Raw genomic sequence first — 16,568 nt, forward strand, 5'->3', positions numbered from 1 at the left:
GTCCGCCAGACCTCGCGAGGACTACATGTCCACCATTGCCTTCGACCAGTTTGCCCTCACCAGGATCGCCGATTTCGCGCGCTCGCTGTCGCGGCTGCATCAGGCGGCGCGGCGCTACGCGGTCGACGACGACCAGTTCGACCGCGAGTTCAACGCGGTGTGCCAGTCGATCTGGGGCTACACCATCGACGACGTCAGCGACGATCTGTTCTCGGCCGAGGACCATCTGTTCCTCGACACGCTGGACGAAGCGCATGCGCGCATCTTCGCCGCCGAGCAGGGTTATGACCTCGTCGACGATCAGGGCATGCTCACCGACTGGTGGGGTTTTTGCTGGATGATCCTGGCCGAGAAGCGCGGCCTGCTCACGGCAGACAACCGCGCCGCCGCACGCGCGGCGATTGAGGAGAAATATCTGGCGGCGCCGAACGTGATCGGCGTGATCATCGGACGGTGATCCACCATCCTCCGTCATTGCGAGGAGCTCTTGCGACGAAGCAATCCAGAGTACCTCCACGGAGGCAGACTGGATTGCTTCGCTTCGCTCGCAATGACGGCTTGGCTATAGACGACCGCGCTAGTCCAGCCCCGCCCGCTTCGCAGGCTTCTGCGTCTTCGGCACCGTCACATCAGGCAGCGTCTCGCGTACGATCTCCGCGGCGGGGCCATCCGCCGCCACCGTATCGGCGCGCACCGGCGCCACCTTCATCTCGCCGAGCCGCGCGCGGACCTGCGCGGTGAGACCGGGATAAGAGGCGACCGGGGTGAAGTCCGCGGCCTGGTCGTTGCCGACGCGGATGCCGGTATAGGCAACCAGACCGTCGCTGGTGGCGATCACGTCGCCGGGTTTTAGCGACGAATCCAGCGCCAGATCGACCGGCGCGAGGCCGACCGGCTCGCGGCCGTTGCAGGTGCAGTCGGCGCGCAGCGCCTTGCGATAGGCGAACGCGTTCTCGCTATCGGCGTAGCGCTCGCCGGTCTGCGACGCGGCGCCGTCGATCGAGGAGCCGAAGTAGATCTTGGTGGCGCTCGCAGGACAGAAGGCCTGACACATCTGCGCGGGCGAGGTGAGACCGCGCATCAGCGGAAAATATTTGCCGTCGCAGCTGCGGACGCAGAACGCCGGTCCCGAGCCGCCGGCCGCGGCCGAACGTGTCGGCGGCACGTATTGCGGGCTTGCGGCATTCTGCTGGCCGGTGAAGGGATCGGCGTAGGAACTCGCCTGCTGCGGCACCTCACGCTGCGGCCGCTGCTGCTGCTGCATTCCACCGAAGAAGAAATCGAACAGGCCTTCGGCCGAAACCGGGGCGGGGGCCGCAAGCAGCGGTGCTGCCAGTGTGGCGGCGACGAGCATCGCGCGATTCCGGCGCGCATGGGACATGACTGTACGCAAACGCTTACTCCACCCGACGCTACCCAACCGGCCGGGACCCTCAAGTCTCAGCACATGATTCACCATAAGGCGGGATGGTAAATGAGCGGTTGAGGGGGAGCGGTGTCGCCGAATGGGGGGACGTCGTCATGGCCGGGCTTGTCCCGGCCATCCACGATCTCTGGTGCGGCAAAGGCGTGGATGCCCGGGTCAGGCCCGGGCACGACGGCGGAGAAAGTTTAGCCGCTCAAGCCTTCAAGAACTCCGACGCCTTGTACAGCGAGCGGAAGGGCAGGCCGGCCGCGCCAAAGGTGTCGTCGGCGCCTTCCTCGCGGTCGACCATGGTCAGCACCAGCACTACCTCCGCGCCGGTCTCGCGCACCGCTTCCACCGCCTTCATCGCCGAGCCGCCGGTGGTGGTGACATCCTCGACGATCACGACGCGCTTGCCCTCCAGCGTCTCGCCCCTGGGCAGCCCCTCGATCGCGAGCTTCGCGCCATGCTCCTTCGGCTTCTTGCGCACGAAGAAGGCCGCGATGGGATGGCCCTTGATCCAGGAGATCTGCGCCAGCGCGCCGGCCAGCGGCACCGCGCCCATCTCGAGCCCGCCGATGAAATCGAGCTGGTCGTCCTTCAGCGCCTCATAAGTCAGCTCGGCGAGCAGCGTCGCACCCTCCGGGTCGAGCATGGTCGGCTTGAGGTTGAAGTAGAAGTCGCTCTTGCGACCCGACGCGAGCGTCACCTCGCCGCGGCCGAAAGAGCGCCGGCGGATGATCTCGAACAGGCGGGCGCGGGAGGCTGATTTAGACACGGCGGGCCCTCGGGAGCGTTTTTGGAAGTGGCGGAATTTATCCGCGACGGCCCCGACATTCCAGAGGGGGCTTCCCCCGTCAACAGGGATCGGCCATCCCGGCCCGCCGGTTGTGGGGGTGCAACCTTCTGGAGTAGGTGGATGCTGGATATCCCCGGGAAGGACACACGACAAATGACCATCGAGCTGCACACCTGGAACACGCCGAACGGCCGCAAGATCTCGGTTGCGCTGGAGGAAATGGGGCTGCCCTACAAGGTGATCCCGGTGAATATCAGCAAGGGCGAACAGATGGCGCCGGGGTTCCTGAAGCTCTCGCCCAACAACAAGATTCCCGCGATCCTCGACCCGGATGGCCCGGACGGCAAGCCGGTCAGCATCTTCGAGTCGGGGGCGATCCTGCTGTATCTCGGCGAAAAGACCGGCAAATTCCTGCCGAAATCGCTTTCGGGCCGCATCCCCGTCTATGAATGGCTGATGTGGCAGATGGGCGGCTTCGGGCCGATGCCGGGCCAGGTGCACCATTTCATCGCGCTCGAGAACGAGCAGGACCGCGCCTACGGCCTCAAGCGCTACATGGCGGAGACGCGACGGCTCTACGGCGTGCTCGACCGCCGGCTAGAGGCCCACGATTTCGTCGCCGGCGAGCTCTCGGTTGCCGATTTTGCCATCCTGGGCTGGGCCTGGCGTCACCCTCGCCACAAGGTTGACCTGGCCGACTTCCCCCACGTCAAGCGCTGGTACGAGGCCCTGATGGCCCGCCCGGCGGTGAAGCGGGGCATGGAGGCGAAGCTGGATTGATCTTCTCCCTCTCCCCGTTCTTACGGGGTCGCGACGAGCTTTGCTCGCGCTGAGAGGGTTGGGGTGAGGGGCCTCTCTCCGTGGATGAGATGGCCCTGAGACCTGTACCCCCTCACCCGGATCGCAAGAGCGATCCGACCTCTCCCCGCAGGCGGGGAGAGGTGAAAAAGCCCTCACACCTTCCGCGCCTCGACCGCCATCCGCACCGCAAGCCCGGCCAGCACCGTGCCCATGAGCCAGCGCTGGACCAGCATCCAGCTTGGCCGGCTTGCGAGAAACAGCGCGATCGATCCGGCCGCGAGCGCGATCATGGCATTGACGCTGACGCTGATCGCGATCTGGATCGCGCCGAGCACCACGGACTGGGCCAGCACGCTGCCGGCGGTGGGGTCGATGAACTGCGGCAGCAGCGCGAGATAAAGCATCGCGATCTTCGGGTTGAGCAGATTGGTGACGAACCCCATTGCGAACAATTTGCGCGGGCTGTCGATGGCAAGCTGCTTCACCTGGAACGGCGAGCGACCGCCCGGCTTCACCGCCTGCCAGGCCAGCCACAACAGATAACCGGCGCCGGCAAAGCGCAGCGCGTCATAGGCAAAGGGAACGGCGAGCAGCAGCGCCGTGATGCCGAATGCGGCGCACAGCATGTAGAACACGAAGCCGAGCGCCACGCCGCCGAGCGAGACGATGCCCGCCACTGGGCCTTGCGTGATCGAACGCGAGATCAGGTAGATCATGTTCGGCCCGGGCGTGAGCACGAGGCCGAGGCAGACGAGAGCGAAGCCGAGCAGGGCGGAGGTGTGGGGCATGGCTGAACCGGTGCGGGAGACGGCATAGTTCTAATATGCGTGGCGCAGTGGGGCCATCGCGCAATTGCTCGGAGGACAATTCGATTCGTGTCTCTCTCTATAGGTCGTCCCGGCGAAGGCCGGGACCCATACCCTCAAGAAGAAGTTTGACGCGAGATTGTAGTTGGCAACCTTCGCCCAACTCGATCCTGGGAGTATGGGTCCCGGCCTGCGCCGGGACGACATCGTAAGTTTGGAAGGGACGACGCCGTCCGATCAGTGCGCCTCGTCCCAATTGTTCGCTGCGCGTGCATCGACATGCAGCGGCACCGAAAGCAGCACGGCCGGGAACGGCGCGTCCTGCATCACGTGCTGCACGACGGGGAGCGTGGCCTCGACCTCCGCATCCGGCACCTCGAAGATCAGTTCGTCATGCACCTGCAGCAGCATCTGCGCCGAGAGCTTCTTCTCGGCCAGTGCAGCCTCCATCCGCGTCATAGCGCGGCGGATGATGTCGGCGGCGGTGCCCTGGAGCCGGGCGTTGATCGCGGCGCGCTCGTTGAAGGCGCGCACCGAGGCGTTCGAAGCCTTGATGTCGGGATAGTACATCTTCCGTCCGAACAGCGTCGTGACATAGCCGTGGTTCCGGCAGAAGTCGCGCGTCTCGTCCATGTAGGCGCGGATGCCGGGAAAGCGCTCGAAGTATTTCTTGATGTAGGCGGAGGCCTCTTCGCGCGCGATGCCGAGCTGGTTGGCGAGGCCGAATGCCGAAATGCCGTAGATGATGCCGAAATTGATCGCCTTGGCGCGGCGGCGGATTTCGCTCGGCATGCCCTCGATCGGCACGCCGAACATTTCGGATGCCGTCATGGCGTGAATGTCGAGGCCGTCCTTGAACGCCTGCTGCAGCACGGGAATGTCGGCGATCTCGGCGAGCAGCCGCAGCTCGATCTGCGAATAGTCGGCGGAGACCAGCTTGTGCCCTGGCGTTGCGATGAAGGCGCGCCGGATCTTGCGCCCATCCTCGGTCCGCACCGGGATGTTCTGCAAATTCGGCTCGTTCGACGACAGCCGGCCCGTCGTGGTCGCGGCCAGCGCGTAGGTCGTGTGGACGCGGTGGGTCTGGGGATTGACGTAGGTCGGCAGCGCGTCGGTGTAGGTCGATTTCAGCTTGGAGACCTGGCGCCACTCCAGAATCTTCTTCGGAAGGTCGTGGCCCTGCTCGGCGAGCTCGTCGAGCACCTGAGCGGTGGTCGACCACGCGCCGGTCTTGGTCTTGGTGCCGCCGGACAGTCCCATCTTGCCGAACAGGATGTCGCCGATCTGCTTCGGGCTGCCGACATTGACGGGCTCGCCCGCGATCTGCTGGATCTCGGCCTCGACGCGCGCCGCGGTCTGGGCGAAGTCGCCGGAGAGACGCGACAGCACCTGGCGGTCGATCGAGATGCCGCGCCGTTCCATGCGCGCGAGCACCGACACCAGCGGGCGTTCCAGCGTCTCGTAGACCGTGGTCATGTGCTCGGCGACAAGGCGCGGCTTCAGCACGCGCCAGACGCGCAAGGTGATGTCGGCGCCTTCCGCCGACAGCGCCGCGGCCTTGTCGATCGGCACCTGGTCGAACGTGATCTTGCCCTTGCCACTGCCGAGCAGCTCGTTCTCCTTCAGCATGGCGTGACCGAACCAGCGCTCGGACAGCTGCTCCAGCGCATGAGAGCCGCGGCCGGCGTCGAGCACGTAGGAGATCAGCTGCGCATCGTCGGTGTTGCACAATGTGATGCCGTGCTGCGCCAGCATCACCGCGGTGAATTTGACGTCAAAGCCGATCTTGAGAATGCCTGACGATTCCAGCACCGGCCGCAGCGCCTCGATCGCCTCGCCATGCCTGACCTGATCGGGCGCGAGGCCGGCGTCGAACAGGCCAGCACCGCCGCCGGACTGCTTGTGCGCCAGCGGCACGTAACACGCATCGTTCGGCGCCAGCGCCAGCGCGATACCGCAGAGATCGGCCTGCATCGGATTGATCGAGTTTGCCCGGATCTCGACCGCGACATGGCCGGCATCGTGGATGCGCGCGACGAACGCGTTCAATTCCGCGAGCGTCTTAATGACCTGGTACTTGCTGCGGTCGACCGGGAGCTTGCGCAAAGCCTCTTCGCGCGCGGCGGCGAGAGAGATCGGCGCGCCCTTCGGGCTCGCGGCCTTGTCCTCCTTGCTCGCCGATGCATTGCGCTGGCCCACTGGCGCTTGCGCCGGCGCGCCGGTTCCCGGGGCCGGCACGACGTCCGAAGGCGGCAGCGGCGAGAAGACGCTGGCGCCGCTGGAATAGCCTGGATCGGCATCGACGTTGGCCGGATCAATCTGCGAGAACTCGGCGACGCGGCGCGTCAGCGTGGAAAATTCCATCGCCTTCAGGAACGCGATCAGCTTGCGTGCATCGGGTTCGTGGACGGCGAGATCGTCCAACGGGACGTCGAGGTCGACCTTGTCGTCCAGCAATACGAGCTGCCGCGAGATGCGCGCCTTCTCGGCGTTCTCGATCAGCGCCTCGCGCCGCTTCGGCTGCTTGATTTCGGTGGCGCGGAACAGCAATTGCTCGAGATCGCCATATTCGACGATCAGCTGCGCCGCGGTCTTGATGCCGATGCCGGGCACGCCCGGAACGTTGTCGGTGGAATCGCCGGCCAGCGCCTGCACTTCCACCACCTTCTCCGGCGGCACGCCAAACTTCTCGATCACCTCGGGGATGCCGATGCGGCGGTCCTTCATGGTGTCGTACATGGTGACGCAATCGGTGACGAGCTGCATCAGGTCCTTGTCGGAGGACACGATCGTCGCGCTCGCGCCGCGCTCGCACGCTTGCCGCACATAGGTCGCAATCAGATCGTCGGCCTCGAAGCCGACCTGTTCCAGGCAAGGCAGGTCGAAGGCGCGTACCGCTTCGCGGATCAGCGAAAATTGCGGGATCAGATCGTCCGGCGCCGGCGCCCGGTGCGCCTTGTACTCAGGATAGATCTTGTTGCGGAAGGTGATTTCCGACTTGTCGAAAATGATCGCCAGATGCGTCGGCCGGTTGTCCTCGGGCATCTCGCGCAAAAGCTTCCACAGCATGTTGCAGAAGCCGAGCACGGCATTGACCTGCAAGCCGTCGGACTTGCGGTTCATCGGCGGCAGCGCATGGTAGGCGCGGAAGATGTAGCCGGAACCGTCGACCAGGAAGACATGGTCGCCCTTGCCGGCCGCCTTCGCGGCGACGGGCTTGGCAGCAGCTGTCGCGGCAGCGGGCTTGGTTTCGGCGGCCTTGGGCGCGGCAGCCTTGGTGTCAGCTTGGGCGGTGGTCTTTGGGGAGCTCTTGGGCATGGCCGCAATGTATGAATTTTTGCGGCCTTTGACAGCCTTGGATGTGGGAAATCTGGCCGGAGCCCACACTCAAATGTCGTCCCGGCCTAGTGCGCAATTGCGCACGGGGGGCCGGGACCCATAACCACAGGGCGAAGTTTGGCGAAGACTGGCAGCTAAGCGATCGTGCCGCAGTACGAAGACCGCGATCTATCGACTAATCACGCGGTATGGGTCCCGGCCTTCGCCGGGACGACGATTTGGAGGCAGGATTACTCCGCCGCCTGCAATCGCGCGCCCGCCTTCTTCGGCGCGATCCAGAACGCATCGGGCCGCTCGAACAGGAAGTTGCCGCCAAGGCGCAGCGCGATCTGCCAGATTACGAGCGAGCCGATCACGCCGGCGATGGTCACGATCAGCGACACCGCACCGATGTCGGGAATGATGCCCGTGCGCAAGAGCAGCGTTCGTGTCGCCGCCATCGGCAGGAAGAAGGCGAGATAGATCACGATCGAATGCTCGCCGCAGAAGCGGAAGACATTCAGCCATTGCGCGCGCGCGAGCAGCGTGCCCATCGTGATGATGGCGCAGGCACCGGCGAAGCCGAGCACGAGCGATACGATTTTCCATTCGCTGGCCCCGAGCGCAACGAGGCCGGCATTGACCAGCGCCCATGTCGCGAGCGCTGTCAGCGCCCATGCGGGATGATTGCGCGCGCGGTCCGACAGCGCGAACACGTAGGGCGCGAACAGATAGCCCGAATAGAAATAGACGAAGCGTGCGCAGAACTCGTCGATCGCGGTCCACCCGGTCGAGATGCGCGCAGTCTCCAGCGCGGCGGCGACCAGCCAGATCGCCAGCGGCGGCATGCGCCGTGTCAGTTTCGTGACGACGAAGAAGATCGGCAGGAGATAGATGAACCACAGCGTGCCGAACGGCTCGACGAAGGATTCCAGATAGAGCAAGCCGGCGTCGCGCCAGCTCGTTTCCGCTGCGAATGCGGGGGCCTTGAAGCCGAACTGGATTGTCACCCAGACGACATAGAAATAGGCGAAATGCACTACCTTGCGGTCGAGATAGGTTCGCCAGTCCCGGTCGACCACCAGTGGCAGGAACAGACCCGAAATCAGGAAGAAATCCGGCATCCGGAACGGCTTTGCGAAGGCCACCAAAACATGCATGAAGCCGGTCTCGCCGGCGGCAAGCTCGACCCCCAGCACCGAATGCATCATCACGACCATGACGATGCAGATGCCCTTGGCGTAATCGACCCAATCGACACGCGCAGCCGCGGGGGCCTTGAGTCCCCCGCTCGCGGCGATTGTGCCTGATGGTGCCATGGTGTCTCTTTTTGAGGCGTGTTCCGCCAGGATCTGCGTGAACGCGGGGCAGTTTGCCGCCTTGCTGCTTACGATTTCTTTACCGGTACAAGTGCTGTGCCGTTTTTTGTACGCGGGCTGTTCCCTCACCCCGGTAAAATGCTAAACCGCGTAGGAATTGCGGTTTCGTTAACCAAGCCAAACAGGGTTTTTCATGCGCATTGCTATGATCGGCACGGGCTATGTGGGACTGGTGTCCGGGGCCTGCTTTGCGGATTTCGGTCACGACGTCATCTGCGTCGACAAGGACGAGAAGAAGATCGCGGCTCTTCATCGCGGCGAGATCCCGATCTATGAGCCCGGGCTTGAGGAACTGGTCGCGACCAACGTCAAGGCCAAGCGGCTGGAGTTCACCACCGATTTGTCCAAGCCGGTCGCGGATGCCGATGCCGTCTTCATCGCGGTCGGCACGCCGTCGCGCCGCGGTGACGGCCACGCCGATCTGTCCTATGTCTATGCCGCCGCGAAAGAGATCGCGCAATCGCTGTCCGGCTTCACCGTCGTCGTGACCAAGTCGACCGTACCGGTCGGCACCGGCGACGAGGTCGAGCGCATCATGCGCGAGACCAATCCCAAGGCGGACGTCGTCGTCGCCTCGAACCCCGAATTCCTGCGCGAGGGCGCGGCGATCCGCGACTTCAAATTCCCCGACCGCATCGTCGTCGGCACCGCCGACGAGCGCGGCCGCAAGGTGATGAGCGACATCTATCGGCCGCTGTCGCTGAACCAGGCGCCGCTGATGTTCACGGAACGCCGCACCGCCGAGATGATCAAATACGCCGCCAACGCGTTCCTCGCGACCAAGATCACCTTCATCAACGAGATCGCCGACCTCTCCGAAAAGGTCGGCGCCAACGTGCAGGAGGTCGCCCGCGGCATTGGCCTGGACAACCGCATCGGCACCAAATTCCTGCATGCCGGTCCGGGCTTCGGCGGCTCGTGCTTTCCGAAAGACACCAAGGCGCTGATCAAGATCGCGCAGGACTACGATGTGTCCTTGCGCATCGTCGAATCCGTGCTGGCGGTCAACGAGAACCGCAAACGGGCGATGGCGCGAAAAGTGAGCCAGGCGCTCGGCGGCTCTCTGCGCGGCAAGACCGTGGCCGTGCTCGGCCTCACCTTCAAGCCCGACACCGACGACATGCGCGATGCGCCGTCGATCCCGCTGGTTACGGGCTTGATCGACATGGGCGCGAAGGTGAAGGCCTTCGATCCCGTCGGCATGGAGCAGGCGAAGAGTGAGCTGCCCAGCATCACTTATTGCGAGGACGCCTATTCCTGCGCGGAAGGCGCCGATGCGATCGTGATCGTCACCGAATGGGTGCAGTTCCGGGCGCTCGATCTCGATCGGCTGAAGGCGACCATGGCCCAGCCCGTCATCGTCGACTTGCGCAACATCTACCGTCCCGAGGAGATGGCTGCGGCGGGCTTCGTGTATGAGAGCATTGGACGACCGCCGGTGCAGGGCTGATAGCGGCATATGATTGTCATACCCCGCGAAGGCGGGGTATTCAGTAATCCGCGATCTTCGTAATAACCGGGATCCGAGTTTACTGGATCGCCCGCACCAGTGCGCAAGTCCGCACAAGGCGGGTGATGACGGAAGCGAGATATTTGCCCCGCAGTTTCGACACGCCCCTCCCGATCGATGCCGTGCTCGACGAGCTCTCGCGCACGCTGGAGGCGCACCATGCCGCCGTGCTGGTGGCGCCGCCGGGCGCCGGCAAGACCACGCGCGTGCCACTGGCGCTGCTCGATGCGCCCTGGGCCAGAGGGAAGAAGATCATCGTGCTGGAGCCGCGGCGCATCGCGGCGCGCGCCAGCGCCGACCGCATGGCCAAATCACTCGGCGAACGCGCCGGCGAGACCGTCGGCTATCGCGTCCGCTTCGGCTCGAAAATCTCGCGCGCGACCCGCATCGAGGTGGTGACGGAGGGCATCTTTACCCGCCAGATCCTCGACGATCCCGAACTGTCGGGCATCGCCGCAATCCTGTTCGACGAATTCCACGAGCGTTCGCTCGATGCCGACATGGGCCTCGCGCTCGCGCGCGATGCGCAGCAAGGCCTGCGCGAGGATTTGCGCATCCTCGTGATGTCGGCAACGCTCGATGGCGCCCGCGTGGCAAGATTGCTCGGCGAAGCGCCCGTCGTCGAAAGCGAGGGCCGCGCCTTTCCGGTCGAGACGCGCTATCTCGGCCGCAAGGCGGACGCGCCGATCGAGCGGCAGATGGCGGATGCGATCGCCTCGGCGCTGCGCGCCGATGCCGGCTCGGTGCTGGCGTTCCTGCCGGGCGCCGCCGAAATCCGCCGCACCCAGAATTTCCTCGGCGAACGCGTGCAGGATTCCAGCATCGAAATCGTGCCGCTGTTCGGCGCGCTCGACGCCGCCGTGCAGGACCGTGCCATCTCGCCGGCGGCCAAGGGCACGCGCAAGGTGGTGCTGGCGACCTCGATCGCGGAGACCTCGCTCACCATCGAGGGCGTGCGCATCGTGGTCGATTCCGGTCTTGCCCGCGTGCCGCGCTACGAGCCCGACATCGGCCTGACCCGGCTCGAGACCGTGCGCGTCTCGCGCGCGGCGGCGGACCAGCGCCGTGGCCGCGCCGGCCGCACCGAGCCCGGTGTCTGCTACCGGCTCTGGGACGAACCTCAGACAGCCTCGCTTGCGCCCTACACCCAGCCCGAGATTCTCAGCGCCGATCTGTCCTCGCTGGTGCTCGATCTCGCGCAATGGGGCGTCGCCGACCCCGCCGCGCTGTCGTTTCTCGACCCGCCGCCGCAGCCGGCCTGGAAGGAAGCAAAAAGCCTGCTCGCCGAGCTCAATGCGCTTGATGACGATGGCCGCATCACCGCGGAGGGCAAGAGCCTGCGCGCGCTGGCGCTGCCGCCGCGGCTCGCGCGCATGATCGTGGATTCGCATCGTGCCGGCGAGGGCGAAGCCGCCGCCGAGATCGCCGCCATCATCACCGAGCGCGGGCTTGGCGGCGACAGCGTCGATCTCGAGCACCGGCGCGATCAGTTCCGCCGCGACCGTTCCCCGCGGGCCGCAAGCGCGCGCGACCTCGCGCGGCGCTGGGCCTCGCAGGTGGCGGCGTCAGAGAAGACGGCGGCCGGTGAAGGTGATCTCTCGACCGGCCTGATGCTGGCCTACGCCTTCCCGGATCGCGTTGCGCGCAACCGCGGCAATGGCAGTTTCGTGCTCGCCAACGGCCGGGGTGCTGCCGTGGATCAGACCTCGTCGCTCGCGCGCGCGCCCTATATCGCGATCGGCGAGATGACCGGCACGGCGGCGAGCGGGCGCATTCTGCTCGCAGCGCAAATCTCGCAGGACGAGATCGAGCGGCATTTCGCCGAGCATATCGAATCCGTCGAGGAGATATCGTTCGATCGCGGCGCGATGGCGCTGCGGGCGCGGCGCAAGCGCGCGCTGCACGCGATCACGCTCTCCGAGGCGACACTTGCCGTGTCGCCCTCGGAGGACACCGCGCGCATCTTCGCAGACGGGCTGATCGCCACCGGCCTCGATCGGCTGCCCTGGTCGAAGGCCGCAAGACAATGGCGCGATCGTGTGATGTTCTTGCGCAAGGCCGAGGGCGACAGCTGGCCCGACCTGTCGGATGACGGGTTGATCGCGCGGCGCGACGATTGGCTGGTGCCGGCGCTCTACGACAAGATCGCGCTGAAGGATATCTCCGCCGGCGATCTCTCCGACGCGTTGATGGCGTTGTTGCCGTGGGAGATGCGCGCGCGGCTCGACCGCGAGGCGCCGACGCATTTCGAGGCTCCGACGGGCAGCGTGCTCGCGATCGACTATGAAGCCGAGCAGGGGCCGACCATCGCGGTGCGGCTCCAGGAATTGTTCGGCCTCAACACCCATCCGTCGATCGCCGCCGGCAAGGTGCCGCTGGTGCTGGAGCTGCTGTCACCGGCGCAGCGCCCGGTGCAGGTGACGCGCGATCTGCCCGGTTTCTGGCGCGGCAGCTACAGCGCCGTGCGCTCCGATTTGCGCGGTCGCTACCCGCGCCATCCCTGGCCAGAAGATCCGGCGAATGCGCTTCCGACCCGCCGGGTCAAGCCGCGCGGGACGTGAGCGTTACGAACACGCATTAACCGTCCGCTCATCCTTTTCGTCAAAATAGCACAGCTCTGGCCGCAGCGTCGCTCGCGGAGCGGCCTGCCGCGTGGTGAAATCGAGCTTCGGCTTCGAGTGGTGTGATGCGTAACATAATGATCTTCGCGGCGATCATGATCGGCCTCGGCACCTTCATGGCGCAGATGGCAGACAGGATGAGCTCCGCCTCGGCGACGTCGGTGCCGCGTACGGTAGCAGTCGCGTCCACCGCGCCAGCCGGCGGCCGCAGCCTCAACATCCCCCGCGACGGCCGCGGCCACTTCCAGACCGAGGGCCGGATCGAAGGCCAGCGCATCGGCTTCATGGTCGACACCGGCGCCTCCGTGGTTGCGCTGAACGAGACCTCGGCCGCCCGTTTCGGCCTGCGGCCCTCGCGCGGCGATTACAACGCCACCGTCTCCACCGCCAACGGCACCATCAAGGCCGCGCGCACCCGCATCGCCATGCTCGATGTCGGCGGGCTTGTCGTGCGCGACGTCGATGCCATGGTGCTGCCCGACGAGGCGCTGTCCGAGAACCTGCTCGGCCTCTCCTTCCTCTCCCGTCTCAAGCGCTTCGAATACGCCAACGGCCAGATGGTGCTGGAGCAGTAAGGTCCTTCCAAAGGCTCCAGCGATCACATATTTCAAGAAGATCACTATTTCGGCCACTCTCGCGGCCAGATTTCCCCGTTACCAAACTGCCGCAATTATCATCCATAAGCTGCCATTCCCGCCTTCCGCTGCAGCCCGGCATTCGCTAAGGCTGCATTAAATCTGGCTCTTTTTCACGAGACCGCCTCAATGTTCCCCAAGCCGAAATCCGTGTTGCTGCCCAACACCTATGCCTTCGAATCCGAGCCGATGGTGAAGGCCACGGGCTTTCGCGAATACGACGCGCGCTGGCTGTTCCAGAAGGAAATCAACCTGATGGGAATCCAGGCGCTCGGCATGGGGCTGGGCGCGCTGATCGCGGAGCTCGGCGTCAGCCAGGAGATCGTCACCGGTCATGATTTCCGCGGCTATTCGGCCTCGATCAAATATGCGCTGATTTCCGGCCTGATGGCAGCAGGCTGCAAGGTGCACGACATCGGGCTCGCGGTGACGCCGATGGCCTATTTCGCGCAGTTCGACCTCGACGTGCCCTGCTGCGCCATGGTCACGGCCTCGCACAACGACAATGGCTGGACCGGCGTGAAGATGGGCGCCAACCGCCCGCTGACCTTCGGCCCCGACGAGATGACGCGGTTGAAGGAGATTGTGCTGGGCGCCGAGTTCAAGAACAAGGCCGGCGGCTCCTATCAATTCCACGAGAATTATCCGGCGCGCTACATCGCCGATCTCACCAGCCGTCCGAAGCTCAAGCGCAAGCTCAAGGTCGTCGCGGCCTGCGGCAACGGCACCGCCGGCGCATTCGCGCCGCAGGTGCTGGAGGCGATCGGCTGCGAGGTGATCCCGCTCGACACCGAGCTCGACCATACCTTCCCGAAATACAATCCGAACCCTGAAGACATGGAGATGCTGCACGCGATCCGCGACGCGGTGCTGCAGCACAAGGCCGATGTCGGTCTCGGCTTCGACGGTGACGGCGATCGCTGCGGCGTGGTCGACAACACCGGCGAGGAGATCTTTGCCGACAAGGTCGGCGTGATGCTGGCGCGCGACATGTCGGCGATCCACAAGGACGCGCAGTTCATCGTCGACGTGAAGTCGACCGGCCTGTTCATCACCGATCCGGTGCTGCAGAAGCAGGGCGCGAAAACCACCTATTGGAAGACCGGCCATTCCTACATGAAGCGCCGCACCCATGAGACGGGTGCGCTCGCCGGCTTCGAGAAGTCCGGCCACTTCTTCTTCAACAAGCCCTATGGACGCGGCTACGACGACGGTCTGGTGTCGGCGCTCGCGATCTGCGACATGCTCGATCGCGCCCCCGGCAAGTCGATGGCCGATCTCAAGAATGCGCTGCCGAAGACCTGGTCGTCGCCGACCATGTCGCCGCATTGCGCCGACGAGGTCAAATACGGCGTCATCGACAAGGTGGTGAAGCACTTCGAGGCCTTGCAGGCCAAGGGCGCCAAGATCGGCGGCCAGTCGATCCGCGATCTCGTCACCGTCAACGGCGTCCGCGTCACGGTCGAGGACGGCAGCTGGGGCCTGGTGCGCGCCTCCTCCAACAAGCCCGAGCTCGTCGTCGTGGTCGAGAGCCCGGTCTCCGAGCAGCGCATGCACGACATGTTCGAGATGGTGAACAGCGTGCTGCGCACCCATCCCGAAGTCGGCGAGTACAATCAGAAGATCTGAGGTGCAACTCCGGCCGTCATGCCCGGGCTTGTCCCGGGCATCCACGTTCTTCTCGCTGTGTCGATACGCGTGGGTGGCCGGGACAAGCCCGGCCATGACGATGACCGATAAAGTCCGCGCCAGCGAGTAAACCTTAAGCCGCCACCACCGGCGGGATCGGCAGCGCGGTGACCGACTTGATCTTCTCCATCGCGAAGCGCGAGGTGACGTTCTTCAGCGGCACGGCGCTGATCAGCTTTTTGTAGAACACGTCATAGGCCTGCATGTCCGCGACGACGACGCGCAGCATGTAGTCGACGTCGCCGGCCATGCGATAGAACTCCATCACCTCGGGCATGGCGCTGACGGCGTCGGCGAACTTCTTGAGCCAGGCGTCGGAATGGTCGGAGCTCTCGACCGACACGAACACGGAGATGCCGAGGCCGATCTTGTTCTGGTCGACCAGCGCCACCCGCTTGGTGATCACGCCATCGGCCTCCAGGCGCTGGATGCGCTTCCAGCAGGGGGTCGAGGACAGGCCGACGCGGTCGCCGATCTCGGCGACGGAGAGGGAGGCATCATCCTGGAGCACCATCAGAATCTTGCGGTCGATGGCGTCGAGGCGGCGGCTGGTCTCGGGGAGCGGGACGGCGAGATCGGTCATTTGAAGAACTTTGTTCCATATCAAGGGCTGATTTCACTGATATAGAGAAAATCTTTCCACAGCAAGCCTATATTCTCGCCGCATCAGTGGAATCCCTCTGCTGCCCGCCCCGCAAAAGCTCTTCAACTTCAACGCGTTGCGGAGCGGCCAGGCCGCCGCCGTGACGGGTGCATTTCAGCGCTGCGGCGGCCGCGGCGAATTGCAGCGCCTCCCGCACGCCGCCGCCTTCGGCGAGGCGAAGCGTGAAGGCGCCATGGAAGACGTCGCCGGCGCCGAGCGTATCGACGACCTGAACCGGGACGGCCGGCGTCTGCTCCAGCTCGCCGCTCTCGTTCAGCCAGATCGTGCCACGCGGGCCGCGGGTGGCGGCGAGGAAGGCTGGTGTCAGCCCGGCAAGGCGCTGCAACGCCTCGCCGTCATCGGCGATGCCGGCGGTCTCCTGCACCTGTTCGCTGGCGAACAGCAGGTGCGAGGCGGCCGTGAGCAGGCCGTCCTGCAACGACATCGCGCGATCGACGCCGACGATGACGGCAATGCCGCGCCGGCGTGCCTCAGTGCAGAGATCCGTGCAGAACGATGCGCAGCGGCTCTCGACGAGGACCGCCCGACAATCGGCGAGCAGCTTGTCGGCGTCGGGCAGCTCGACTGTCCAAAGGGCCGGATCGCGATAGATCGTGAGCGTTCGCTCGCCCGTCGCGTCAATGATGATGGCAGACACGGGCGTGGTCGCATCAGGTATGCGCACAATATGGCTTGTGTCGATATTTTCGGATGTCATGCGCTCGAGAATGAAGCCGCTCGACGTTTCCTGCGCATCGCCCATCGGACCTGCGAACGCGACGCGGCCGCCAAGCCGCGCGATCGCGATTGCGGCATTGAGCGCATTGCCGCCGCAAATCTCCGCGAGATGCGTGGCGTTGGCCTTGCTGCCGCGCGCGGGCACGGCCTCGACCCGAAACGTCAGGTCGCGCACGGGAATGCCGATGCAAAGGATGCGCGGCGCGATCACAGAGTGCGCCATC

13 protein-coding genes are annotated in these 16,568 nt (G+C 65.1%); 6 read left to right on the forward strand and 7 right to left on the reverse strand.

The window, feature by feature from the left end:
• The first annotated feature begins 25 nt into the window (after positions 1-25).
• Positions 26-457, forward strand: a complete 432-nt coding sequence (locus tag AC0L20_RS24580; protein WP_027514353.1) for a hypothetical protein — start codon at positions 26-28, stop codon at positions 455-457.
• 120 nt (positions 458-577) lie between these two features.
• Here AC0L20_RS24580 and AC0L20_RS24585 read toward each other — a convergent pair whose 3' ends face one another.
• Both AC0L20_RS24585 and pyrE read right to left on the reverse strand, forming a co-directional pair.
• Complete coding sequence (locus AC0L20_RS24585; RefSeq protein WP_473293141.1) at positions 578-1,354, reverse strand: DUF2865 domain-containing protein; 777 nt, start codon at positions 1,352-1,354, stop codon at positions 578-580.
• A 265-nt stretch (positions 1,355-1,619) separates the two neighbouring features.
• A complete protein-coding gene (gene pyrE, locus AC0L20_RS24590; protein ID WP_018460046.1) occupies positions 1,620-2,183 on the reverse strand; it encodes an orotate phosphoribosyltransferase in 564 nt (187 codons plus the stop codon).
• Between the two features lie 174 nt (positions 2,184-2,357).
• On the opposite strand from pyrE, the gene AC0L20_RS24595 reads away from it, so the two are divergent.
• On the forward strand, positions 2,358-2,984 hold the full coding sequence (locus AC0L20_RS24595) for a glutathione S-transferase family protein (RefSeq protein ID WP_473293144.1): 627 nt from the start codon (positions 2,358-2,360) through the stop codon (positions 2,982-2,984).
• 173 nt (positions 2,985-3,157) lie between these two features.
• Here AC0L20_RS24595 and AC0L20_RS24600 read toward each other — a convergent pair whose 3' ends face one another.
• The 3 genes from AC0L20_RS24600 to AC0L20_RS24610 form a co-directional block, all read right to left on the reverse strand.
• Positions 3,158-3,793, reverse strand: coding sequence for a LysE family translocator (locus AC0L20_RS24600; protein ID WP_473293147.1), 636 nt, complete (start codon positions 3,791-3,793; stop codon positions 3,158-3,160).
• 255 nt (positions 3,794-4,048) lie between these two features.
• Positions 4,049-7,129 (reverse strand): DNA polymerase I, encoded by a 3,081-nt coding sequence (polA, locus tag AC0L20_RS24605; RefSeq protein WP_473293150.1) that lies wholly within the window; start codon positions 7,127-7,129, stop codon positions 4,049-4,051.
• A gap of 251 nt (positions 7,130-7,380) precedes the next feature.
• Positions 7,381-8,448 (reverse strand): acyltransferase family protein, encoded by a 1,068-nt coding sequence (locus tag AC0L20_RS24610; protein WP_473293153.1) that lies wholly within the window; start codon positions 8,446-8,448, stop codon positions 7,381-7,383.
• A gap of 193 nt (positions 8,449-8,641) precedes the next feature.
• Here AC0L20_RS24610 and AC0L20_RS24615 point away from each other — a divergent pair, with 193 nt between their 5' ends.
• The 4 genes from AC0L20_RS24615 to AC0L20_RS24630 all read left to right on the forward strand — a co-directional run bounded on the left by AC0L20_RS24615 (position 8,642) and on the right by AC0L20_RS24630 (position 14,903).
• Complete coding sequence (locus tag AC0L20_RS24615) at positions 8,642-9,958, forward strand: UDP-glucose dehydrogenase family protein (RefSeq protein WP_473293155.1); 1,317 nt, start codon at positions 8,642-8,644, stop codon at positions 9,956-9,958.
• Positions 9,959-10,101: 143 nt separating this feature from the next.
• A complete protein-coding gene (gene hrpB, locus AC0L20_RS24620) occupies positions 10,102-12,579 on the forward strand; it encodes an ATP-dependent helicase HrpB (protein WP_473293289.1) in 2,478 nt (825 codons plus the stop codon).
• Between the two features lie 125 nt (positions 12,580-12,704).
• Entirely contained in the window at positions 12,705-13,214 is a 510-nt protein-coding gene (locus AC0L20_RS24625) for a TIGR02281 family clan AA aspartic protease (RefSeq protein ID WP_473293158.1), read from the forward strand.
• A 189-nt stretch (positions 13,215-13,403) separates the two neighbouring features.
• Positions 13,404-14,903: a phosphomannomutase/phosphoglucomutase gene (locus AC0L20_RS24630; RefSeq protein ID WP_473293160.1), complete on the forward strand. Its 1,500-nt coding sequence runs from the start codon at positions 13,404-13,406 to the stop codon at positions 14,901-14,903.
• Between the two features lie 133 nt (positions 14,904-15,036).
• Here AC0L20_RS24630 and AC0L20_RS24635 read toward each other — a convergent pair whose 3' ends face one another.
• The gene (locus tag AC0L20_RS24635; protein WP_473293163.1) at positions 15,037-15,546 is read right to left on the reverse strand and encodes an Lrp/AsnC family transcriptional regulator; all 510 of its coding nucleotides are present in this window, start codon (positions 15,544-15,546) and stop codon (positions 15,037-15,039) included.
• A gap of 67 nt (positions 15,547-15,613) precedes the next feature.
• A complete protein-coding gene (locus AC0L20_RS24640; protein ID WP_473293167.1) occupies positions 15,614-16,567 on the reverse strand; it encodes a sugar kinase in 954 nt (317 codons plus the stop codon).
• Position 16,568 lies beyond the last annotated feature (1 nt).

The organism is Bradyrhizobium sp. Kon58 (assembly GCF_055807455.1).

Excerpts from the sequence above, each read along its gene's own strand:
- AC0L20_RS24580 (WP_027514353.1), top strand. The coding sequence starts at position 26 with ATGTCCACCATTGCCTTCGACCAGTTTGCCCTCACCAGGATCGCCGAT.
- AC0L20_RS24585 (WP_473293141.1), bottom strand. The coding sequence starts at position 1,354 with ATGCTCGTCGCCGCCACACTGGCAGCACCGCTGCTTGCGGCCCCCGCC.
- AC0L20_RS24595 (WP_473293144.1), top strand. The coding sequence starts at position 2,358 with ATGACCATCGAGCTGCACACCTGGAACACGCCGAACGGCCGCAAGATC.
- AC0L20_RS24600 (WP_473293147.1), bottom strand. The coding sequence starts at position 3,793 with ATGCCCCACACCTCCGCCCTGCTCGGCTTCGCTCTCGTCTGCCTCGGC.
- polA (WP_473293150.1), bottom strand. The coding sequence starts at position 7,129 with ATGCCCAAGAGCTCCCCAAAGACCACCGCCCAAGCTGACACCAAGGCT.
- AC0L20_RS24610 (WP_473293153.1), bottom strand. The coding sequence starts at position 8,448 with ATGGCACCATCAGGCACAATCGCCGCGAGCGGGGGACTCAAGGCCCCC.
- AC0L20_RS24615 (WP_473293155.1), top strand. The coding sequence starts at position 8,642 with ATGCGCATTGCTATGATCGGCACGGGCTATGTGGGACTGGTGTCCGGG.
- AC0L20_RS24625 (WP_473293158.1), top strand. The coding sequence starts at position 12,705 with ATGCGTAACATAATGATCTTCGCGGCGATCATGATCGGCCTCGGCACC.
- AC0L20_RS24630 (WP_473293160.1), top strand. The coding sequence starts at position 13,404 with ATGTTCCCCAAGCCGAAATCCGTGTTGCTGCCCAACACCTATGCCTTC.
- AC0L20_RS24635 (WP_473293163.1), bottom strand. The coding sequence starts at position 15,546 with ATGACCGATCTCGCCGTCCCGCTCCCCGAGACCAGCCGCCGCCTCGAC.
- AC0L20_RS24640 (WP_473293167.1), bottom strand. The coding sequence starts at position 16,567 with ATGGCGCACTCTGTGATCGCGCCGCGCATCCTTTGCATCGGCATTCCC.